This window comes from Sphingobacterium sp. JUb20 (assembly GCF_004342035.1).
GTDB classification, from domain to species: Bacteria; Bacteroidota; Bacteroidia; order Sphingobacteriales; family Sphingobacteriaceae; genus Sphingobacterium; species Sphingobacterium anhuiense.
On the sequence record NZ_SLYV01000004.1, the window covers coordinates 204,074 to 221,738 of the forward strand.

At 37.2% G+C, this 17,665-nt stretch carries 12 protein-coding genes; 7 read left to right on the plus strand and 5 right to left on the minus strand.

The window, feature by feature from the left end; all coding sequences use genetic code 11:
• Nucleotides 1-726 precede the first annotated feature (726 nt).
• Together EDF66_RS26320 and EDF66_RS08670 are read right to left on the minus strand one after the other, a co-directional pair.
• Entirely contained in the window at nt 727-1,185 is a 459-nt protein-coding gene (locus EDF66_RS26320; protein WP_310438118.1) for a GNAT family N-acetyltransferase, read from the minus strand.
• A 110-nt stretch (nt 1,186-1,295) separates the two neighbouring features.
• Nucleotides 1,296-1,688: a hypothetical protein gene (locus EDF66_RS08670; RefSeq protein WP_132842022.1), complete on the minus strand. Its 393-nt coding sequence runs from the start codon at nt 1,686-1,688 to the stop codon at nt 1,296-1,298.
• A gap of 978 nt (nt 1,689-2,666) precedes the next feature.
• On the opposite strand from EDF66_RS08670, the gene EDF66_RS08675 reads away from it, so the two are divergent.
• From EDF66_RS08675 to EDF66_RS08685, 3 genes are read left to right on the plus strand one after another with little or no spacing between them, the layout of a single operon-like run.
• Nucleotides 2,667-6,203: a SusC/RagA family TonB-linked outer membrane protein gene (locus EDF66_RS08675; RefSeq protein ID WP_132842024.1), complete on the plus strand. Its 3,537-nt coding sequence runs from the start codon at nt 2,667-2,669 to the stop codon at nt 6,201-6,203.
• 16 nt (nt 6,204-6,219) lie between these two features.
• Entirely contained in the window at nt 6,220-7,563 is a 1,344-nt protein-coding gene (locus tag EDF66_RS08680; protein ID WP_132842025.1) for a RagB/SusD family nutrient uptake outer membrane protein, read from the plus strand.
• Nucleotides 7,564-7,568: 5 nt separating this feature from the next.
• Complete coding sequence (locus EDF66_RS08685; RefSeq protein ID WP_132842027.1) at nt 7,569-9,038, plus strand: TlpA family protein disulfide reductase; 1,470 nt, start codon at nt 7,569-7,571, stop codon at nt 9,036-9,038.
• Between the two features lie 43 nt (nt 9,039-9,081).
• On the opposite strand, the gene EDF66_RS08690 is transcribed toward EDF66_RS08685, so the two are convergent.
• The 3 genes from EDF66_RS08690 to EDF66_RS08700 all read right to left on the minus strand — a co-directional run bounded on the left by EDF66_RS08690 (nt 9,082) and on the right by EDF66_RS08700 (nt 10,784).
• Nucleotides 9,082-9,378 (minus strand): hypothetical protein, encoded by a 297-nt coding sequence (locus EDF66_RS08690; RefSeq protein ID WP_132842028.1) that lies wholly within the window; start codon nt 9,376-9,378, stop codon nt 9,082-9,084.
• Nucleotides 9,379-9,396: 18 nt separating this feature from the next.
• Nucleotides 9,397-9,876 (minus strand): MauE/DoxX family redox-associated membrane protein, encoded by a 480-nt coding sequence (locus EDF66_RS08695; RefSeq protein ID WP_132842030.1) that lies wholly within the window; start codon nt 9,874-9,876, stop codon nt 9,397-9,399.
• Between the two features lie 353 nt (nt 9,877-10,229).
• The gene (locus EDF66_RS08700; RefSeq protein WP_132842031.1) at nt 10,230-10,784 is read right to left on the minus strand and encodes a hypothetical protein; all 555 of its coding nucleotides are present in this window, start codon (nt 10,782-10,784) and stop codon (nt 10,230-10,232) included.
• 219 nt (nt 10,785-11,003) lie between these two features.
• Here EDF66_RS08700 and EDF66_RS08705 point away from each other — a divergent pair, with 219 nt between their 5' ends.
• The 4 genes from EDF66_RS08705 (at nt 11,004) to EDF66_RS08715 (ending at nt 17,653) form a co-directional block, all read left to right on the plus strand.
• On the plus strand, nt 11,004-11,327 hold the full coding sequence (locus tag EDF66_RS08705; RefSeq protein ID WP_132842033.1) for a hypothetical protein: 324 nt from the start codon (nt 11,004-11,006) through the stop codon (nt 11,325-11,327).
• A complete protein-coding gene (locus tag EDF66_RS26085) occupies nt 11,314-11,478 on the plus strand; it encodes a hypothetical protein (protein WP_165902408.1) in 165 nt (54 codons plus the stop codon). Before EDF66_RS08705 ends, EDF66_RS26085 begins: the two co-directional genes overlap by 14 nt.
• A gap of 356 nt (nt 11,479-11,834) precedes the next feature.
• Nucleotides 11,835-14,225, plus strand: coding sequence for a PDZ domain-containing protein (locus tag EDF66_RS08710; RefSeq protein WP_132842034.1), 2,391 nt, complete (start codon nt 11,835-11,837; stop codon nt 14,223-14,225).
• A 305-nt stretch (nt 14,226-14,530) separates the two neighbouring features.
• Nucleotides 14,531-17,653 carry a SusC/RagA family TonB-linked outer membrane protein gene (locus EDF66_RS08715; RefSeq protein WP_207898540.1) on the plus strand — a complete coding sequence of 1,041 codons (3,123 nt, stop codon included), beginning with the start codon at nt 14,531-14,533 and terminating at the stop codon, nt 17,651-17,653.
• Nucleotides 17,654-17,665 lie beyond the last annotated feature (12 nt).

Genomic DNA, 17,665 nt, shown 5'->3' on the forward strand with positions numbered 1-17,665 from the left:
ATAATTTTGACATTAAAGGATATTCATATGGGATAAAAATATCCTCAAGCTTTTCTATAGCACACTATAATCATCTCTTGTCAATTAACTAAAAAGCCTCAGATTTATACAACCTGAGGCTTAAAAATAAACATTAGCTACTAACGCAATAATTCGGCTCTTAAAATTAAAAATTGATTTTAAAATGTCAAAATATAACAAGAAAAATAGCTCTAGGGGGTAATCCTAGAGCTATTAACCAATATATATTTATGATAGCATGCTTATTAAAAGCAAGACTAAAATAAATATTTCCAATAATTTTTCAAAAAAAAAAGGATCTCTCAAAAAAATGAAAGATGTACAAGATTGTGCTAGAAGTAAGTCTGAAATAGCAAACTTTTTTTTAATTACTTATTGAAAGGAAAGCAATGTGTTTTGAAATATGTTGGCTTCGATAAGGTGGATTATTTGTATATGTACTGCCTTTTTGATAAGGAATATTACTGTTTATATTTCATTTTCTCTGCTGCCTTTAGCCACTTTATCTTCAATTAGATTTGCTTCACCATAAATATCCTTAAGTGTTTTGAAGAACATCGAGATTCAATCCTTCGATAAAACAGATTAATTTTACTACTAGAACTTTCTTAACATCTTCGTGTGCTAATTGGCTAATTTTAACATCTGATATTTCGATTTTTACTTCAACCTTTTTTGCTCATCTTCAGGTAAGCCTATAGGAATCTAGACCTTTATCTGGTAAATTCTAGTTGCCTCGTCCCATGGGTGGTATCCTTGCCCAATGTACTCAAATCCTAATTTCTCATAGTAGCCGATATGGTCAGTGGAGAGGTTTAGATATGGAAAGCCAAATTTTTTTGTATCCGTTTTGGCATGTTCAATGAGTAGGTTTCCATAATTATACCCTCTGTACTGCTCATCAATAAATAGCGCACACAGCCATGGATATAAATCCATTCGGCTAATAAAATCGTTTGTAATTAAGCCTGCACAACAGATAATTTCATTTTCTTTCTCTAGCAGATACCATTGCGGTAATGATTGCGGAGCATTTATACAGTTTAAGATGCAATCTTCATAGATAATTGGTAATACTTCCGACCAACTGTTTTGGAAATATTGGATTGCTTTTTCCTTATATTCTGGATTTTCTCTTATGGAAATTATCTTTATTTTGTCAATGTTCTTTTATGGATGTACTGGTTATATTTTCCTGTTCATTGTCCTTTTTATTTATAGAGCTTATATTTCGATCTTTGAGAGGATCATATCAAGGTTATAATAAATAGAACTTACAACTGTTCCTTTTGATATTCGTTTTTATATGCTATAACGAAATCTTGTAATGCTTTCACGAATTCTGGATTATTAACCTCTTTTAAATTACCATCTTTATCAGGTGCTTTAACTTTTTGTGGCATTCCCGATTTAAGTAAACGTTTATATTCATGTTGTAATGCTTCTGCTAGTCCAGTGGATACTCGCGGGATGGAATTAATAAGTTCTAAGTTATCAATTTCTAAGATTTCACCGACAGCATTTAATCTTTTTAAACTAGGTTGAGCTTTATTAGAATTCCATTTACTGATTGATGTGTCATCTATGTCTAAGTACAAGGCTAAAGCCGCAACTTGAAGTTTGGATGATTTTATTGATGCGCCAATTTTGTTGATTTTATCTGCCATTATTTTTAAAATACTTGCCTTATATATCAGTTTTATTATTATCTTTGTTTTAACGATTTGAAAATCATGGCTTATGCCTTGATAAACGATGTTTTCTCGATTTCAAAAAAGGACTATTTTTTCGCCGAGGAAGCCGTGCAAATCGCTCCGTGCTATTGTATGTTTAAAAAGTTTTGATACTTTTGACTTATGCGGCATGTGAGCGGCTTCACGTAAACTTTGGCGAAATATTCTCGAAATCTTTTTAAGATAAGAGGGTAGGGATTAGTCCTCCCTGAAATCAAAGTGTGAAGTCGCTCCTTGCTTAGCTATCTGAACGACTATCATTAAACTAAGAGCTTAACATCATTTATATAACCTTTTAGCATTATGATACAACGATTAAAAACAATCCAAAGAACCAACAGCGACCTGATCCAGGATCAAGGTTATCGGTTTGCCCATTTGAATCTTGTAAAGAACGTTATTTGTGCTCCGCAATAGCAGCGACCCTAACACATATTGTCCAATAGGAGGAAGCTAGCTCTTGCCAAATCCAAAGACGCGTTTGTGGTAAAAAGTATGGCGTAATGGCCCGACCTTGATACTGAAAAAACGGAAATGGAAGAGGGCTGGAGCAAATAAGCTGTTATTCCCTAAAAGACATATGTTACCGACTTTTATTCTATTAGTATACAATTGCTTGTTCCAACAAAAAGAGGATCGGAGGCCTACTTTTCATTTTGCACCTTAAAAGTACGACGTTTCTCTTAGTAAAGCAAATAATTGTCATTACAATTTTATCGTGATGCACTAATATTTTAAGAGTCGGTTTTAGTTCTTTATCTAAATTATGCAATAGCGATGACCAGTTATAATCCTTGATGTAGACCATAATTGCATTTTTTCTAATCTTATTTTTTAACTATTGAAAGTTGAACAGGGAGTCTATTGACTAGATTTTTGCTCCTTATCGACCCTCAATTTAAACTTAGAATCATGCAAAAAACTTGCAATGGGGAGAGCTATGTGCTACCCCAAAGGAAATTTATTGTCCCAAATCCAGCGTTATTTTTTGGTCTTCCATCCAAAACAAACCAAAAAATAAACACATTGAAAAGTTCTATACTAAAAAGTGAAAACGTTAAACATGATTATGCTTTTCAAGAGCATAATCAACTTACGGTTTCACATATAAAAACACATTGGAAGCTAGCGCTATGTATCCTGCTTTCTCCAATGCTGCATGCCTTTAATCTACTGTTATGCTTATTAAAGGCCATTAAAGTAATTGCGAGACCCTGTATCATGATCATTGCAGTATTTCATAGTTTATGTTTATCAGCTCAGACACCCCGCAAGGACAGTGGGGTGAATGGGCAGGTAAAATCTGAGCTAACTGGTGTTGTTGTATCCTCCTCCGATGGTACACCACTGCAAGGAGTGTCTGTGCGAATCGATGCCGAAAACTTACAGATTAAAACTTCCCAAGATGGAAGGTTTCAACTGACAGTCACTAATAAAAAAGGAAAGATTGGATTCTCCTCCATCGGTTTTAAAAGCCAAGAACTCAATTATACCTCAGGAGTATCAATGACTGTGAAATTGATACCTGAAGATAACCAGCTTGATGAAGTAGAGGTAGTATCTACCGGGTACCAGAAGATACCCAAAGAACGAGCAACGGGAAGTTTTGTTCAGATTGATAACGAGCTTTTAAATAGGAGAGTCAGTACGAATATACTGGATCGATTGGAAGGTGTAACGAGCGGTGTTAACTTTAATCGCTCTTCTGGTGGAGCAGGAGGTTTATTACCAGCCAATGAGCAGACTGGTGTATCTATACGCGGGCGATCAACTATAGATAATGATGTAAGTGCTGATCCACTTATTATTCTAGATAATTTTCCTTTTGAAGGTAGTTTAGAGCAGATCAATCCTAATGATATTGAAAGCATAACGGTATTACGTGATGCTGCAGCAGCTTCTATTTGGGGTGCACGTTCAGGAAATGGTGTCATTGTGATAACGACCAAAAAAGCTGCGTTTAGAGAACAAACAAAGATTGACTTTAATACTTCAACCACAATTGGAACAAAACCTTATCTGAAATATAGCCGAAACTTTATTCCAAGTTCGGAGTTTATGGATGTCGAGCGTCAGCTTTTTCATAAAGGTTTTTATAATGATATGTTATCCAATAACACAACTTTTCCTTTAGTAAGTCCTTATGTTGAATTGTTGGATCGACACCGATCGGGTGATATAGATGAAAATATACTTAAGCTTGCAGAAGAAGGGTTTGCTAAGATAGATAGTCGAAATGAGACTTTAGAAAACTTTTACCAAACTTCAGTGAAGAACCAATATGCGTTTGGAATTCGCTCCGGAGGAGAAAAATTTAGCAATTATTTTTCTGTTGGCTACAATGATAATCGAGAAGTCGTTCAAAAGAGTGGTCTAAAAAGATTGACAATGAATATCTCTCCGCAGTTTAAGTTATTACAAAATCTAACTTTTTCTCCATCGGTATCAGTGACCAATACCACAGAACGATATGGTTACATCTACAGTTCACCCTATCCCTATATTTCATACACAGGTGAGGATGGTATTCCGCTCATGGTACCAAGTGGTTATAGAGATAGCTATCTACGAGAAATGGAAAGCAAAGGCTTTAAAGACTGGTCACTTCGCCCATTAGAAGAGAAAGAACTCAAGGATACCCATGCTAAGCGGTTGCATACAATTTTAAATGGTCAATTAATGTATGCTCCTTTGAATTGGTTGTCATTCGCCTCCCTCTTTCAATATGAACGTCAGCAGAGTGAGTATGAAGATTTGAAGAATAAGAATAGCTATTATGTCAGAAATTTAGTCAATCGCTATACGCAAGTGAATGGTACAAATTTTACTTACCCTATACCCGATGCGGATATACTTGATCATACTCGAGATAGGTTAGAAGCTTATAATTTTCGGATTAATAGCGCGATGAATAAAAGATGGTCAGACAAGCATCAATTAAATGCTTTATTAGGTGCTGAAATGAAATCGACAATTATTACAGCTCACTCAGGTCGGTATTATGGCTATAATCACGAGACTGGAACGATTTTAAGCAATCTAAATTTTAATCAATACTATCCAATTAATCCTAATGGATTAGGATCACAGCTGATTGATGATGGTATAGGGAATATGAGTGAAGTGACTCGACGTTCCGTTTCTTATTTCTTCAATGGGGCATACCAATTTCGAGAACGGTACACACTATCCGCTTCCGCCCGTAAAGATGGTGCTAATTTATATGGAGTTAAGACTAATGATAAATTTGTACCACTGTGGTCGTTGGGAATTTTGTACGATATTTCAAAAGAAAATTTTTACAAGTTGGATTTCTTCCCGACAATGAAACTTAGGTTTACGTATGGATATAATGGAAATTCATATAATCAATCTGCTTACCTTATTGCAAGCTTTAATAGGAACACACTCAATGGTTTTCGACAAGCTACCATTCAAAATCCTCCCAATCCATCTTTACGATGGGAAAGAGTGCGTAATATCAACTTATCATTGCAATTTGCTTCGAAAGAAGATCGTATTTCGGGTTCAATAGAGCTCTTCCAAAAAGATGGAATGGATCTTATACAGGAGATCTTGCTTCGACCTTCCTCAGGTTTTAATAGTTACAAAGGTAATTCTGCTTCAGTCCGTAATAGGGGGATGGATATACAATTAACTAGTATAAATACAAAAGGTAAGTTTAATTGGAGTACCGTATATCTATTAAGTTTGATCAAGGATAAGGTTCTTTCTTTTAATGAAGAATATCCAACAAGGTATTTGGTATCTAATTCGTCCGCAGTTGACGGACCTGCACGCTATGGTCTATACATTAAAGAGGGTAATTCGCTTTATGGCGTATATAGTTACCGGTCATCTGGACTGGATGAAAATGGAGATCCTATGGGCTATTTAAATGGTGTTGAAACTAAAGATTATGCAGGTATTATTGCCAGTAATACTATGGATAATGTTAACTATCATGGTAGTAGTAGACCTACGTTGTTTGGTTCATTGCGCAATACTTTTTCTTACCGAAAGTGGTCACTTTCAGCTAATATTCTTCTTAAGTCTGGTTTCTACATCAGAAAGAAAAGTAGTAGTACTAACTTAAACGAGGTACTTTCGATGCCAAATGCAGATTTTATGTTGGCATTTGATCCTCAGAATCCAAATAAAGAAACATCGATGCCTGCATTGGTCTATCCTGTTAATGCAAGCCGCAATACATTTTACCAAAATTCGGAAGCCTTAGTTTTATCAGGTGATCATATTCGTTTACAGGATATTTCCTTGTCGTACCGGATGAAGTTTTCACGATTTACAGTAGATTTTTATTCTTACATAGACAACCTTGGAATCTTATGGCGTAAGAATAAAGTAGGTATAGATCCTGATATTAACGATTATTTCGGCTTATATCCAATACCAACCAGTTACTCACTTGGTGCTCGTATCCAGTTCTAATTTAAAAATTAAGATTATGAAATATCTCATTTATTTTTTCTGCCTGTTCTTCTGCCATTCTTGCAAAAAGATAGATAACTGGCTGGATGTAAAATCAAAAAATAGTGATGTCATACTAAAAAGTTTGGATGACTATCAATCATTATTGGATAATACGACAGTGATGAATACTACGCCTGGAATGGGAATTATCTGCGCTGATAATATCCATCTCCTTGAAAGTACTGCTTTAACAGTTGGAAATCCTTCGGAGCGTAATGCTTATATCTGGAAAGAAGATATTTATGAAGGTGCAATTGGAACGGGAACTGGAGATTGGACAGTACCATACCGAGCTATAGCGTATGCCAATATCATTATAGAGGGAACAGATAAAGTCACAAATTCAAGTGCCGAGAAGGATAATATTCGAGGTTCTGCATTGTATTATCGTGGATTTCATTATTATCAGTTATTACAGCTTTATGCTCCTCAGTATGTAAAGGGTGCTTCACTACCTTGTACGCTTCCTATGCGCTTTGGATCGGATATCAATGATAATGGTAGTCTGATCACGTTAGAAGCTTGCTATGAGCAGGTAATTACAGATTTGACTGCTTCATTAGCCATTTTGCCCATCGTTCCGGCAAAGAAGACACGACCATCTCGCTCATCAGCTTTATCTATGCTAGCAAAGATCCATTTAACGATGCACAGTTATGATAAAGCATTGCAATATGCAGAGGAGTATTTAAAGTATAATAATGAGCTAATTGATTTTTCGAGTTTGGAAACAGCAGCTACATTACCTTTTCCAACCATAGAAAAAGGAAATAAAGAGATCGTGTTCTATGCTGGTCCGATCAGTTACTTTTTTGTATCGTATGGAGATCTTAGGGTTAATGATGCTTTATTTGATACCTATAAAGATAATGATATCCGAAAATCTGCCTTCTTTAGAGTGAATGTTGATGGTACAAAATCCTTCAAAGGGCGTTATACAGGTACAGTTGGACTGTTTTCAGGATTGGCGACTAATGAAATTCTTCTGATTAAGGCAGAATGTCTTGTTAGAAATGGTTCTTGGAAAAAAGGAAGGGATGTATTGAATCACTTTTGCAATTACCGATATAAAGATTTTTCAGCACCACTGAATGAAACGACTGATGATGTGCTTTTTCGAGTCTTGGAGGAACGTCGTAAAGAGCTAGTGTTTACAGGTAATTGTAGATGGGAAGATTTGAGAAGATTGAATAAGGATTCAAGATTTGCAAAAACCCTCACAAGAACACTTTCTGGTAAACAGTATATATTACCTCCTAATGATCCCAAATATACTTTGCCAGTTATTCCTCAAGAATTAATCATTAAAAATAAATAGTTATCATGAAAATACGAATAATACATTACTTAATTTACCTATGCATTTTTTTTGGTTTTAATCATATCGCTTTTGCACAAACTGCAACTATTGATATTAGAAAATTGAAAGATAGTCACTTAAAAAATGAATTGAATTGTTACTGGACAGATGACAATTTCGAATTTTTCAATCGAACTCCTCACAGAAAAAAGATGGCAGTAAAACATGATTCTATATTTAAGATTAAGTTTGATAGAGGAATAGATTACCGATATATCACTTTAAAAACGGGTAATGAGAAAAATGCGGACAAAATATTATTATTGGATTTTTTAATTTTTCCTGGTGATAGCGTGGTCATTTCTCAAGAAGATGATCGTTTAGTATTTAATGGTATTGGGGCTGAAATTATGAATTTGCAATATCAACTTAGTCGAATAGAAAAAACAGTATCATTTCCACATTTTGCAAATAAAAAGATCGATCTTGTAGAGAAGGAACCTGAACTGTCTTCGATTCTTCATGATAAGCTCCAGTCACTTTTACAGTATAATTACATGAAGCGTGATAGTCAACTAATTGTTTTAGATCGTTATATAAATCAAATAGACAAGAATAGTTATCGATTGCTGAAATTAAATATTATTGGTAAAAATGAACAAAACTTGCTGACACAATTGATTATGGTTTTTCATCGTATCAGTAAAGAAAATCCCAATCTTGAAAAGGAGAAATCATTATTTATTCAGGAATATCTGAGGCGGAATAAACGACTTCATGAAGTTCCTGATATGAATTTTTTTCAGGCAAACGAAATGGAAAATTATTTTATGGAAAGAATGAGGCTAAGAAAATGGCTAGGCACAGCATTTGAAAAAGAGTGGGATTCCGGGATGATGAAGAATGAAAGTCTAGATAGAATATATTATCGTTATTTTTTTCAGAATTATTCTAAAATGGATGATGATCAGCAGTCTAACATAGAGTCAAATGTCTCAAGTAATAAATATAGAGATGCAATTCAGCTATTTCGTATGCAAACAGCTCAAGGACAATTTTTACCAGATTTTAAGTTGATAGATACAAGTGGAAAATTGGTGCAATTTTCTGATTTACGCGGGAAAATTATTGTTCTTGATTTTTGGTTTACTGGTTGTGCAAATTGCAAAGTATTACATGAGGAAATGAAGACCGTAAGGAAAGAATTAAAAAATGTGAATGATCTTTGTTTTGTTAATATTTCTATAGATGAAGACATGGCGAAGTGGAAGAAATCTGTTCAATCTGGATCGTACTGTGATTCATCAGATATTAGTCTGAACACTATGGGTGAAAAATCGTTACATCCTATTATAAAGTTTTTTAATGTAATTTCTTATCCGAGGCAAGTTATTTTGGATAAAGAAATGAGAATCGTAACGACTCAGGTTCCAAGACCGAGTTCAGAAGAACAAGCAACAGCTTTAGTAAGTTTAATAAAGAGTATTAAATAAAAAACAGCACCTGAAATTTTTCAGGTGCCGTTTTTTAATTCCATTATTCGTTTGTGCGGAATACTCCTTGATCAGCTTCCTGGAAATTAGCAGGATTTTTGTATTGATCATTCATTGGTCCTGGAGCACTACCAATTTTATGATAAGAACATGTAGAACTTGCATCTAAGCATTCTCCTGCAGGATAATTTGAAGCAGGTTCCCAAGTTGTTCCATCTAATGTTACAAAATCACCAGCTGGTGGAGTTAATGATTTTGTAAATGATTGCGTTAATGCCGCACCGCCTAATACAGCTACTCCAAGTAGCACTTTTGTGAAATTTTTTAATGAGGTTTTCATACCTTTAGTTTTAATTGTTTATAATTTTTGTTTTTTTAGGGCATAGATTCCGGCGATAAACCAGACCACATTAAAGATAATGTGTGTTCTCCAGCCCATGGATTCAATGACCCCTCCGCAATGACATAATTTATCTTCAACATATTTTACCATCAGAACTAAGTAAAGCGCAAATATGCCCATCAATAGGGTAGATGATAATAGGGCATAACGCTTAATCTTGTAAAGAGGTATAACCAATAACACAGCTAGCACGATTTCCAAGATTGGGATGCCCCAGCCGATCTGTTCTGCATATTGCCCTATAAAAGGTATTTTCCTGTTTCCTCTAATAAATTCCTTTATATTAAGCAGCTTTGCTATGCCTGTATAAAAATACATGAAGGCATAGCCATAAATTGTCAAATGCATTATGAAAAAACTGATCAAGCCTGCTAACCTGCGGATTAAACTACCGCGTTTTGTGATTACTGCAAGGTGTGCTTCATTGTTGTTCATATTGATGATAAACTTGTTCTTTACGTTATAATCGATTTTTAAATCTTTTCTACGGAATAGCCAACTCCCGTCAACTGATTTCCTGTGTGCGGGTCTTACCCGCCGATGGGGAAGATTGCAAATTTTTTCTTGTACTGTTTCATAATTTGTTTTTTTAGTGAGCAGATCGGAAAAAATGATACTATTACCTTTGCTTTCTTCTTTTAAGTTGGATGTTAATGATCTCTTTCATCCGACCTGCTATTACAAATTTCAGCAGCATTTTTTGTTATATTTTGGGAATTTGGACACTATGTTTTGGGTTTTTATTCCCAAATTATTGGGCATAAAAACCCAAATTATTGGGAAAATGCCTATTCTCTTTCTCTTTCTTTTTCGCGTATAAGTCGACGAAGCAACTCTTCACTGATCCCCATAAACTGGGCTAATTCTTTATGTTTGATATACTGGCGTATATCCGGATATTTGTCAAATACAAAATCATACTTATCGGGATTGGGCAATGAAAGCAGTTTTGCCCGATAATCGAGGTACTGCTGCTGTTTGTCCATAAGGCTGGCGTAGATCGGGAAAAGCTTTGGGTTTTTCGCATTTATCGTAAATAGCTGTTTCCTTGTGGTCATGTAGGTGCTACAGTCACTCAATGCTATAAACTGATAATTGTGACTATGGTTGGGGATCATCAGCGATTCGCCACTAACAGCATACCGTACCGGACATGTCTTTTCATACTTTCCAAATATACCTTCTGCAATGAGGTAAAGTTCGTCCCAGTTGTTGGTCAGATACTCGCCCTTAACAAATCGGATCTCATCAAATGCGTTCGTCAATTCGGGTATGGCAGATACCCACTCTGCATGGATGTCTATTAAAAAACTGGCTAAAATCTCTTCTTTACTTTTCTTCATAATTAAGTATTGGCTGGTTTTAAGCATAAAATAAGCCCAGAATTTATCAAACGATGTTTGCAAAACCAATTATTGGGAAATATTGGCTTATTCAGAGACGAATTTTTTGAAAATAGTACCCTATTTCAGAGTGACTTGATTCTTATTTTCTTATAACCAACTTCTGCTTTTACCTCACTTTTCTTCGACTTGGCTTCGAGATTTCATCGGCGGCCATGCATGAAAACTCGAAGCGCACCCGATGCCGAGCCGATAAAATGGTGGAAAAGGTCAGGAATTAATTACCTGTTGATGTCTCATTTTTTAAGTGAATTTTACACTGATTTTCGCCTTAATTTTTGTTCAACTCGGCAAGGGGGCGGTCAAAAATCCGATGCTGTTCGGTCGCGTAAGGCACTGAATATTATTAAGTATATCGCACTGGGTCTTGGTGTGGTGGAAACTGTGCTGGATGATAAAAATAAAAAAGAAGAGGAGGAGTCACCACCATTGACGAATAGTTTGCCACAGAAAGAAAAGGAGGTTCGAGATGAAAGGCAATGATATCCGTATTGGTACTTTAGGAGGGACACTCTGTTCGATATGGGCAAGCTTTACACTTGGTGATGTCATGCATACAGCTTTGATGGCTGTAGTCGGAACTGTCGTGAGTTATGGGACTAGCCGGTTCTTAGGGAGAATAAGGCGTAAATAGTGTAAATAAATAGGCTTATCTGTTGCGGGATAGGCCTATCTATTTTTTGCATATAACTGTAGGTTTACCATTGATTTCTGCGATGATAATTAGTGGCATATGCCTTTAAAGTCTGCTAGTGGCTGTAATGATTTAGGTGAAGTGCTAATTTAATATTGAGTTTTTTACAAAATTTCCATCAAGTATGCTTTCCCTATTGGAGGGAAAAGTGGAGGGTTGTAAACTAAATAATTTTGCTTTGCGTAATTATTATTAAATTAGTTCCGAAAACCTAAATAGTATTGTAGTTTTTAATTGCTGCATTATAAACACTATAACTTATTATAAATAATCAATTTTAATAAATTTTTCATCTTATGAATTATGTTCTAACGTATTTTTCTCGAATATTGGTAATGCTGCTAATTAGTGTCATTTGGAAGGGAAGTACTGCTATTGCTCAGTCTGTTGTGACTAAAAAAATCTATATTGCCAAGTCGGGTAAAGACAGCAATCCAGGGACTGTAGATAAGCCTTATGCAAGTCCTTCTGCGGCGATAGAAAGTGTTGCTAAATTGAAGAAAACTGGTTATAAAGGAGCAGTTGAAATTTTGATTAGCAAAGGCAAATACGATATAAATAAACCACTTATCGTTGGAGCTGAATTGTCTGGTACTGCAGCTGCACCATTTACGATTAAAGCGATTGATGGGGAACGTGTTACTTGGAGCGGGGCTGTGCCACTTAAGCTATCCTGGACAAAAGGTGCTAACGGCATTTGGCAAACTCATGTACCTAAAGGCATGAATTTCCAAAGCCTATTTGCAGACGGAAAGCAGTTAATTCGTGCGCGATATCCAAATTATGATCCAGCAATACTTCCGTTCAATGGGTATGCTGCTGATGCCATTAGTCCAGATCGAGTGAAAGGCTGGAAAAATCCTGTAGGTGCCTATGTACATGCGTTGCATATCGGCCGATGGGGTGGGTTTCATTACCGTGTTGTAGGTAAGGATAATAATGGGGAACTGAAACTGGAGGGAGGCGAACAGAATAATAGACCTAGCACTATGCACGATACCTATCGTTTTGTCGAGAATGTTTTTGAGGAATTGGATGCCGTTAATGAGTGGTATCTGGATGAGGGTTCAGGTACATTATATTACTATCCTGCCACAGGAGTAGATCCTAATAACCTGCAATTGGAAGCACCACAGTTGGAGAATATCTTAACCATTCAAGGTAGTTTATCGAAACACGTGCATGATGTACATGTATCAGGTATTCGTTTTGTCTACACGGCGCCTACTTTTATGAAGACTTCCGAGCCTCTACTGAGAAGTGATTGGACAATTTATCGGCAGGGAGCAGTTAAAATTGAAGGTGCTGAGCGCTGTGAGATCAAGGAATCGGAATTTGTAGACTTAGGCGGTAATGCCATCTTTGTCAGTAATTACAATCGGGATGTGAAGATCTCAAATAACTTGATTGAACGAATAGGTGCTGGTGCAATCAATTTTGTGGGAAATCCTGATGCGGTGAGATCGCCGTCTTTTCGTTATGAAAATTTTGTAACGGCAAATGAAATGGATACGATTCCTGGTCCTAAATCGGAGGATTATCCAATGAATTGTGAGGCTAGTGACAACTTGATCCGTAAAATAGGAACGATCGAAAAACAGGTTGCTGGAGTTCAGATCGCAATGGCCTCGTCTATCAAAGTACTGCACAATACCATATATGAAGTTCCTAGGTCGGGAATAAATGTAGGAGATGGAACATGGGGTGGCCATGAAATTGCTTACAATGATGTATTTCATACCGTACTTGAAACGAGTGATCATGGTGCATTTAATTCTTGGGGAAGAGACCGGTTTTGGCACCCTGACCGCCAAGAGATGGATCGACTAGTGGCGGTACATCCTAATTGGGTAACGTTAGATGCGGTGAAGACGACTCTTTTACATGACAACAGATTTCAGTGTGATCACGGTTGGGATATTGATCTGGATGATGGTTCGACGAACTACCAAATCTATAATAATATTTGTTTAAGCGGTGGCCTCAAACTTAGAGAAGGATTTTATCGAAAAGTATATAATAATGTGATGATCAATAATGGTTTTCATCCACATGTATGGTTTAAAAATAGTCATGATGTATTCAGAAATAACGTGGTTATGAGGTCTCATCAGGATATCCAGGTTAAATATTGGGGAGATACGGTTGATAATAATTATTACACAAGCAGTCAGGCATTGTTAAGCGATCAATCAAAAGGAATAGAAAGCAATGGAAAGGTGATCTTAGCAAAATTTAAAGATGCGTCCATTGGTGACTTTAGGTTAGATGTTCCTAAACTTGATGGCTTTGAAAATTTTGACATGCTACATATGGGAGTTCGTAATCCTCGTCTTAAAGCATTAGCCGAAGGACCTCAAATCCCTCAGGTAGCAGAAACGAGAGCGGATACGAAGAAAGATGTATATATGTGGAAAGGAGCAACCCTCAAATCTATTGAAAGCTTAGGTGAGCAATCTGCAGCTGGCCTAGCGTCCATAGCTGGTGTATTGGTAGTTAAGGTTGATGAAGGTAGTACAGCATATCAAAACGGATTGCGGATAGGGGATGTGATTATAGGGTGTCAAGATAAAAAGGTAGATCATCTAGCCGACCTTCAGCGAATTTTAAAACGAGATGAAGCAAAAGATTCATTTACTTTAATCGTTCATAGGAACCAAAATAAACAAACTATTGTGATCAAATAGTTGATCATTAAAAGCATGTTGTTGCTATTGCTACTGAATGTAAGCCACGTGCTGTTGATTGTGTTTTATGAAATAGATTAGATCTTCATATGGATAGAGAAAATCTTTAGATCTACAATAAAAGCCTCTCAGATAATTTTTGAGAGGCTTTTGTTATGGTAAGAATTTTATAATCCTTACTAAACTTAAGTTTTTTTAAAGATGTTAATAATGCATGCAAATCGGGTAATATAACGTGTATTTGGGATAGATTAGTTTAATAATTTTAGGGTAACAAACCAGTTACATTATAAACCAATTTACCTATGTATTTATTCAAACCTATAATTCCTGGTGCATATCGCATGCAGGTATTTCTAAAAAAGACTACCATACCTTTGGTAGTACCGTTCTTTTTAAGCACGCTGTATCTTCCTGTTCATGCTGCATATACAACAACTTATCAACAGCAGGTTTCCATCACTGGAGCCGTTAAAGATGCACGGGGTACAGTTCTTCCTGGTGTCACTGTTCAGGTTAAGAGAACTAATCAAACGGTTAAAACTGATGAACAAGGGCGCTTTAGTATCAATGCTACCGCAAAAGATGTTTTGCATATTACCTCTGTTGGTTATGAGCCTCAGGATGTGGTGATCGGGGATGCAAAAACATACAGTATCACTTTGCAGGAAGTCAGTGAGCAGATCGACGAAGTTGTGGTTGTAGGATACGGTACCCAGAAAAAAGTCAACCTTTCCGGGTCTGTGGCGAGTGTATCGGGCAAGACCATTACTGAGCGTCCGGTTCCTAATGTTCAAAACCTATTGCAGGGACGCATCGCCGGACTTGATGTGGTACAACCTACCGGGGAGCCTGGCAGGGATAATGGGAGCATGCGGATAAGGGGGCTTGGGTCGAGCGGAGCGTCGCCCAACCCGCTCGTACTTATTGATGGAGTTGTTGGATCGATGTCCAACTTATCACCACAGGATATTGAAAATGTTACTGTTCTTAAAGATGCATCTTCCGCTTCTATATATGGCGCAAGAGCAGCTAATGGGGTTATTTTAGTTACCACAAAAAAAGGTAAGCTCGGAACCAGTAATATTGAATATACAGGAAACTGGGGGACCAGTGAAGCGACCAAATACCCAGATCTGATCACCAATTCGGTGACCTATATGGAGATGTACAATTCGGCAAGAGCCAGAAGCGGACAGCCAGCGGTATACACGCAGGCGCAGATCGATAGTTATAAAAATAATCCCAATAGCGCCGAATATCCAAACTTTGACTGGTTAGATCATGTGCTCGGAAAAGGTCCTATTCAGAATCACAATCTCAGTGTTAACGGTGGAAGTGAGAAGAGTACGCACAATATCTCCCTCAATTATCTGGATCAGAACAGTATTACCAAAGGATATCTTTATAAAAGATATAATGGTCTAACAGATTATACCAATCAGGTTCACAAAAGGATAAAAGTAGGTACCAATGTCAACTTTTCTTATCAGGATTTTAAAGCGCCCTGGTTGACCAATGATGACTTGTTATTATTGGCCTATGCGGCTGCACCGACGTTTTCACCCTATTTACCAGATGGTAGCGGTCGATCGGCTGGTCGCGATTATATGAGTACAGGCGGAACTAACCGTACGACAGAGGAAGTGTACAATACAGGTGCACAGCTGACCAAAAATTACAATGTCAATGCGCAGGCGTTTATGGATGTCGACCTTATGGAAGGATTGAAATGGTCTTCAAAGGCAGCGTTTACGTTTTATAATCAGGAATATAAACAGCGCCAGTTTGGTAGCCCTGCCTACGCCTTTCATCCCAACGATAAAGGCGAATATGAGCAGTCGGGAAATGGTAATCCAACTTTTAATGGGCTTAGACAATCGTCTGACCGTAATATTACCAAAACATTTTACTCGACATTAAACTATGTAAAGACGATAGCTGAAGATCATAATATCAGTGTGTTGGGAGGATATGAACAGCAGGATAATAGAAGTACTACAATAGGAGGTGGACGCTATAGTTTTCCTAACAATGTTCTCATGGAACTGGACGGAAGTTCTCCTAAAGATCAAACCTTGAATGGTAGTTCTTTTGAATGGGCGCTCAAGTCTTTTTTTGGAAGGGCAAACTATGACTACAAAGGAAAGTACTTCTTGGAAGGTAATATTCGTCATGATGGAACCTCGCGGGTAGGACCAAAATATAGATGGGGAACATTTGGTGGAGGGTCTGCCGCTTGGCGCATCTCAGAAGAAGATTTTATTAAAAATAATGCAACTTGGCTGGATAATCTGAAACTACGTGCTTCTTATGGCGCGTTGGGAAATCAGGAAATAACAAGAGATGGGAATCTCGATTATTATCCTTACCAGAATATCCTTTCCAGTACAACCTATACATTCGCAGATCTAGAAGCTGGTGTTATGAAGAGGCGTCTTGTTGAGAATAATTTACGCTGGGAGAAAACAGCGATTACCGACATTGGTTTAGATGTTGATATTTACAAAGGGCTCTTTGGTGCAACCATCGACTGGTACAATAAAAATACGACGGATATCCTGGAAACAAGAACGGATGTTCCGGCTAGTATGGGTTTAATGCCTCCGATCATCAATGCAGGGGCTATGGTGAATAAAGGAATAGAAATTGAGCTGAGACATCAGAATCAGATAGGTGAATTCAATTACGGTGCTAATGTGATCTTCAACCGTTACCGCAATAAAGTGACTAATAGATTGGCCGAGACTTTAGGAACGATTGAAATTGGTCAGCCTTATAATAATTTCTTCCTTTACGATTGGATCGGCATCTTTCAGAGTCAGGCTGATATCGACAATTCACCGAAACAGCCAAATTCTGGTGCAGTTAAACCTGGTGACCTGAAGATGCGAGATGTGGACGGTAATGGAAGTATCGGTCCAGAAGATCGCATCCGGATCAGTAGATTCCCGGATTACAGTTATTCTTTCAATGTCTATGCAGGTTGGAAAGGATTTAATCTAAGTGCATTCTTTCAGGGCGTACAAGGACAAAAGGTGCAGGTTAGCCAATGGGGTTACGATCCTTTTATGCAGGGATCAGCGCCACCGACGAGATTTTTGGATGCATGGACACCGACCAATCCGAGTAACACCGTTCCGGCAGTGTACCTGTCAGGTTATGCCGGCGTATCGGGATACCCGTCAACCTACTTCTTGCAAGATGCATCTTACTTACGGTTGAAAAATCTATACCTATCTTATACTTTTCCTGAGTCCATTACCAAACGTATAGCGGCTAAAGGAATTACGGTGTATGTATCGGGCGACAATTTGATCACCTGGACAAAATACGAAGGTAATGATCCGGAAAGATCGGGTTCTGGAAGATTTGCGCAATTTCCGCAGCTTAAGATGTATACAGCGGGAATCAAGATTAAATACTAATCTAGCCTCTTG

Excerpts from the sequence above, each read along its gene's own strand:
- EDF66_RS08670 (WP_132842022.1), bottom strand. The coding sequence starts at position 1,688 with ATGGCAGATAAAATCAACAAAATTGGCGCATCAATAAAATCATCCAAA.
- EDF66_RS08675 (WP_132842024.1), top strand. The coding sequence starts at position 2,667 with ATGCAAAAAACTTGCAATGGGGAGAGCTATGTGCTACCCCAAAGGAAA.
- EDF66_RS08680 (WP_132842025.1), top strand. The coding sequence starts at position 6,220 with ATGAAATATCTCATTTATTTTTTCTGCCTGTTCTTCTGCCATTCTTGC.
- EDF66_RS08685 (WP_132842027.1), top strand. The coding sequence starts at position 7,569 with ATGAAAATACGAATAATACATTACTTAATTTACCTATGCATTTTTTTT.
- EDF66_RS08690 (WP_132842028.1), bottom strand. The coding sequence starts at position 9,378 with ATGAAAACCTCATTAAAAAATTTCACAAAAGTGCTACTTGGAGTAGCT.
- EDF66_RS08695 (WP_132842030.1), bottom strand. The coding sequence starts at position 9,876 with ATGAACAACAATGAAGCACACCTTGCAGTAATCACAAAACGCGGTAGT.
- EDF66_RS08700 (WP_132842031.1), bottom strand. The coding sequence starts at position 10,784 with ATGAAGAAAAGTAAAGAAGAGATTTTAGCCAGTTTTTTAATAGACATC.
- EDF66_RS08705 (WP_132842033.1), top strand. The coding sequence starts at position 11,004 with ATGAAAACTCGAAGCGCACCCGATGCCGAGCCGATAAAATGGTGGAAA.
- EDF66_RS26085 (WP_165902408.1), top strand. The coding sequence starts at position 11,314 with ATGAAAGGCAATGATATCCGTATTGGTACTTTAGGAGGGACACTCTGT.
- EDF66_RS08710 (WP_132842034.1), top strand. The coding sequence starts at position 11,835 with ATGAATTATGTTCTAACGTATTTTTCTCGAATATTGGTAATGCTGCTA.
- EDF66_RS08715 (WP_207898540.1), top strand. The coding sequence starts at position 14,531 with ATGTATTTATTCAAACCTATAATTCCTGGTGCATATCGCATGCAGGTA.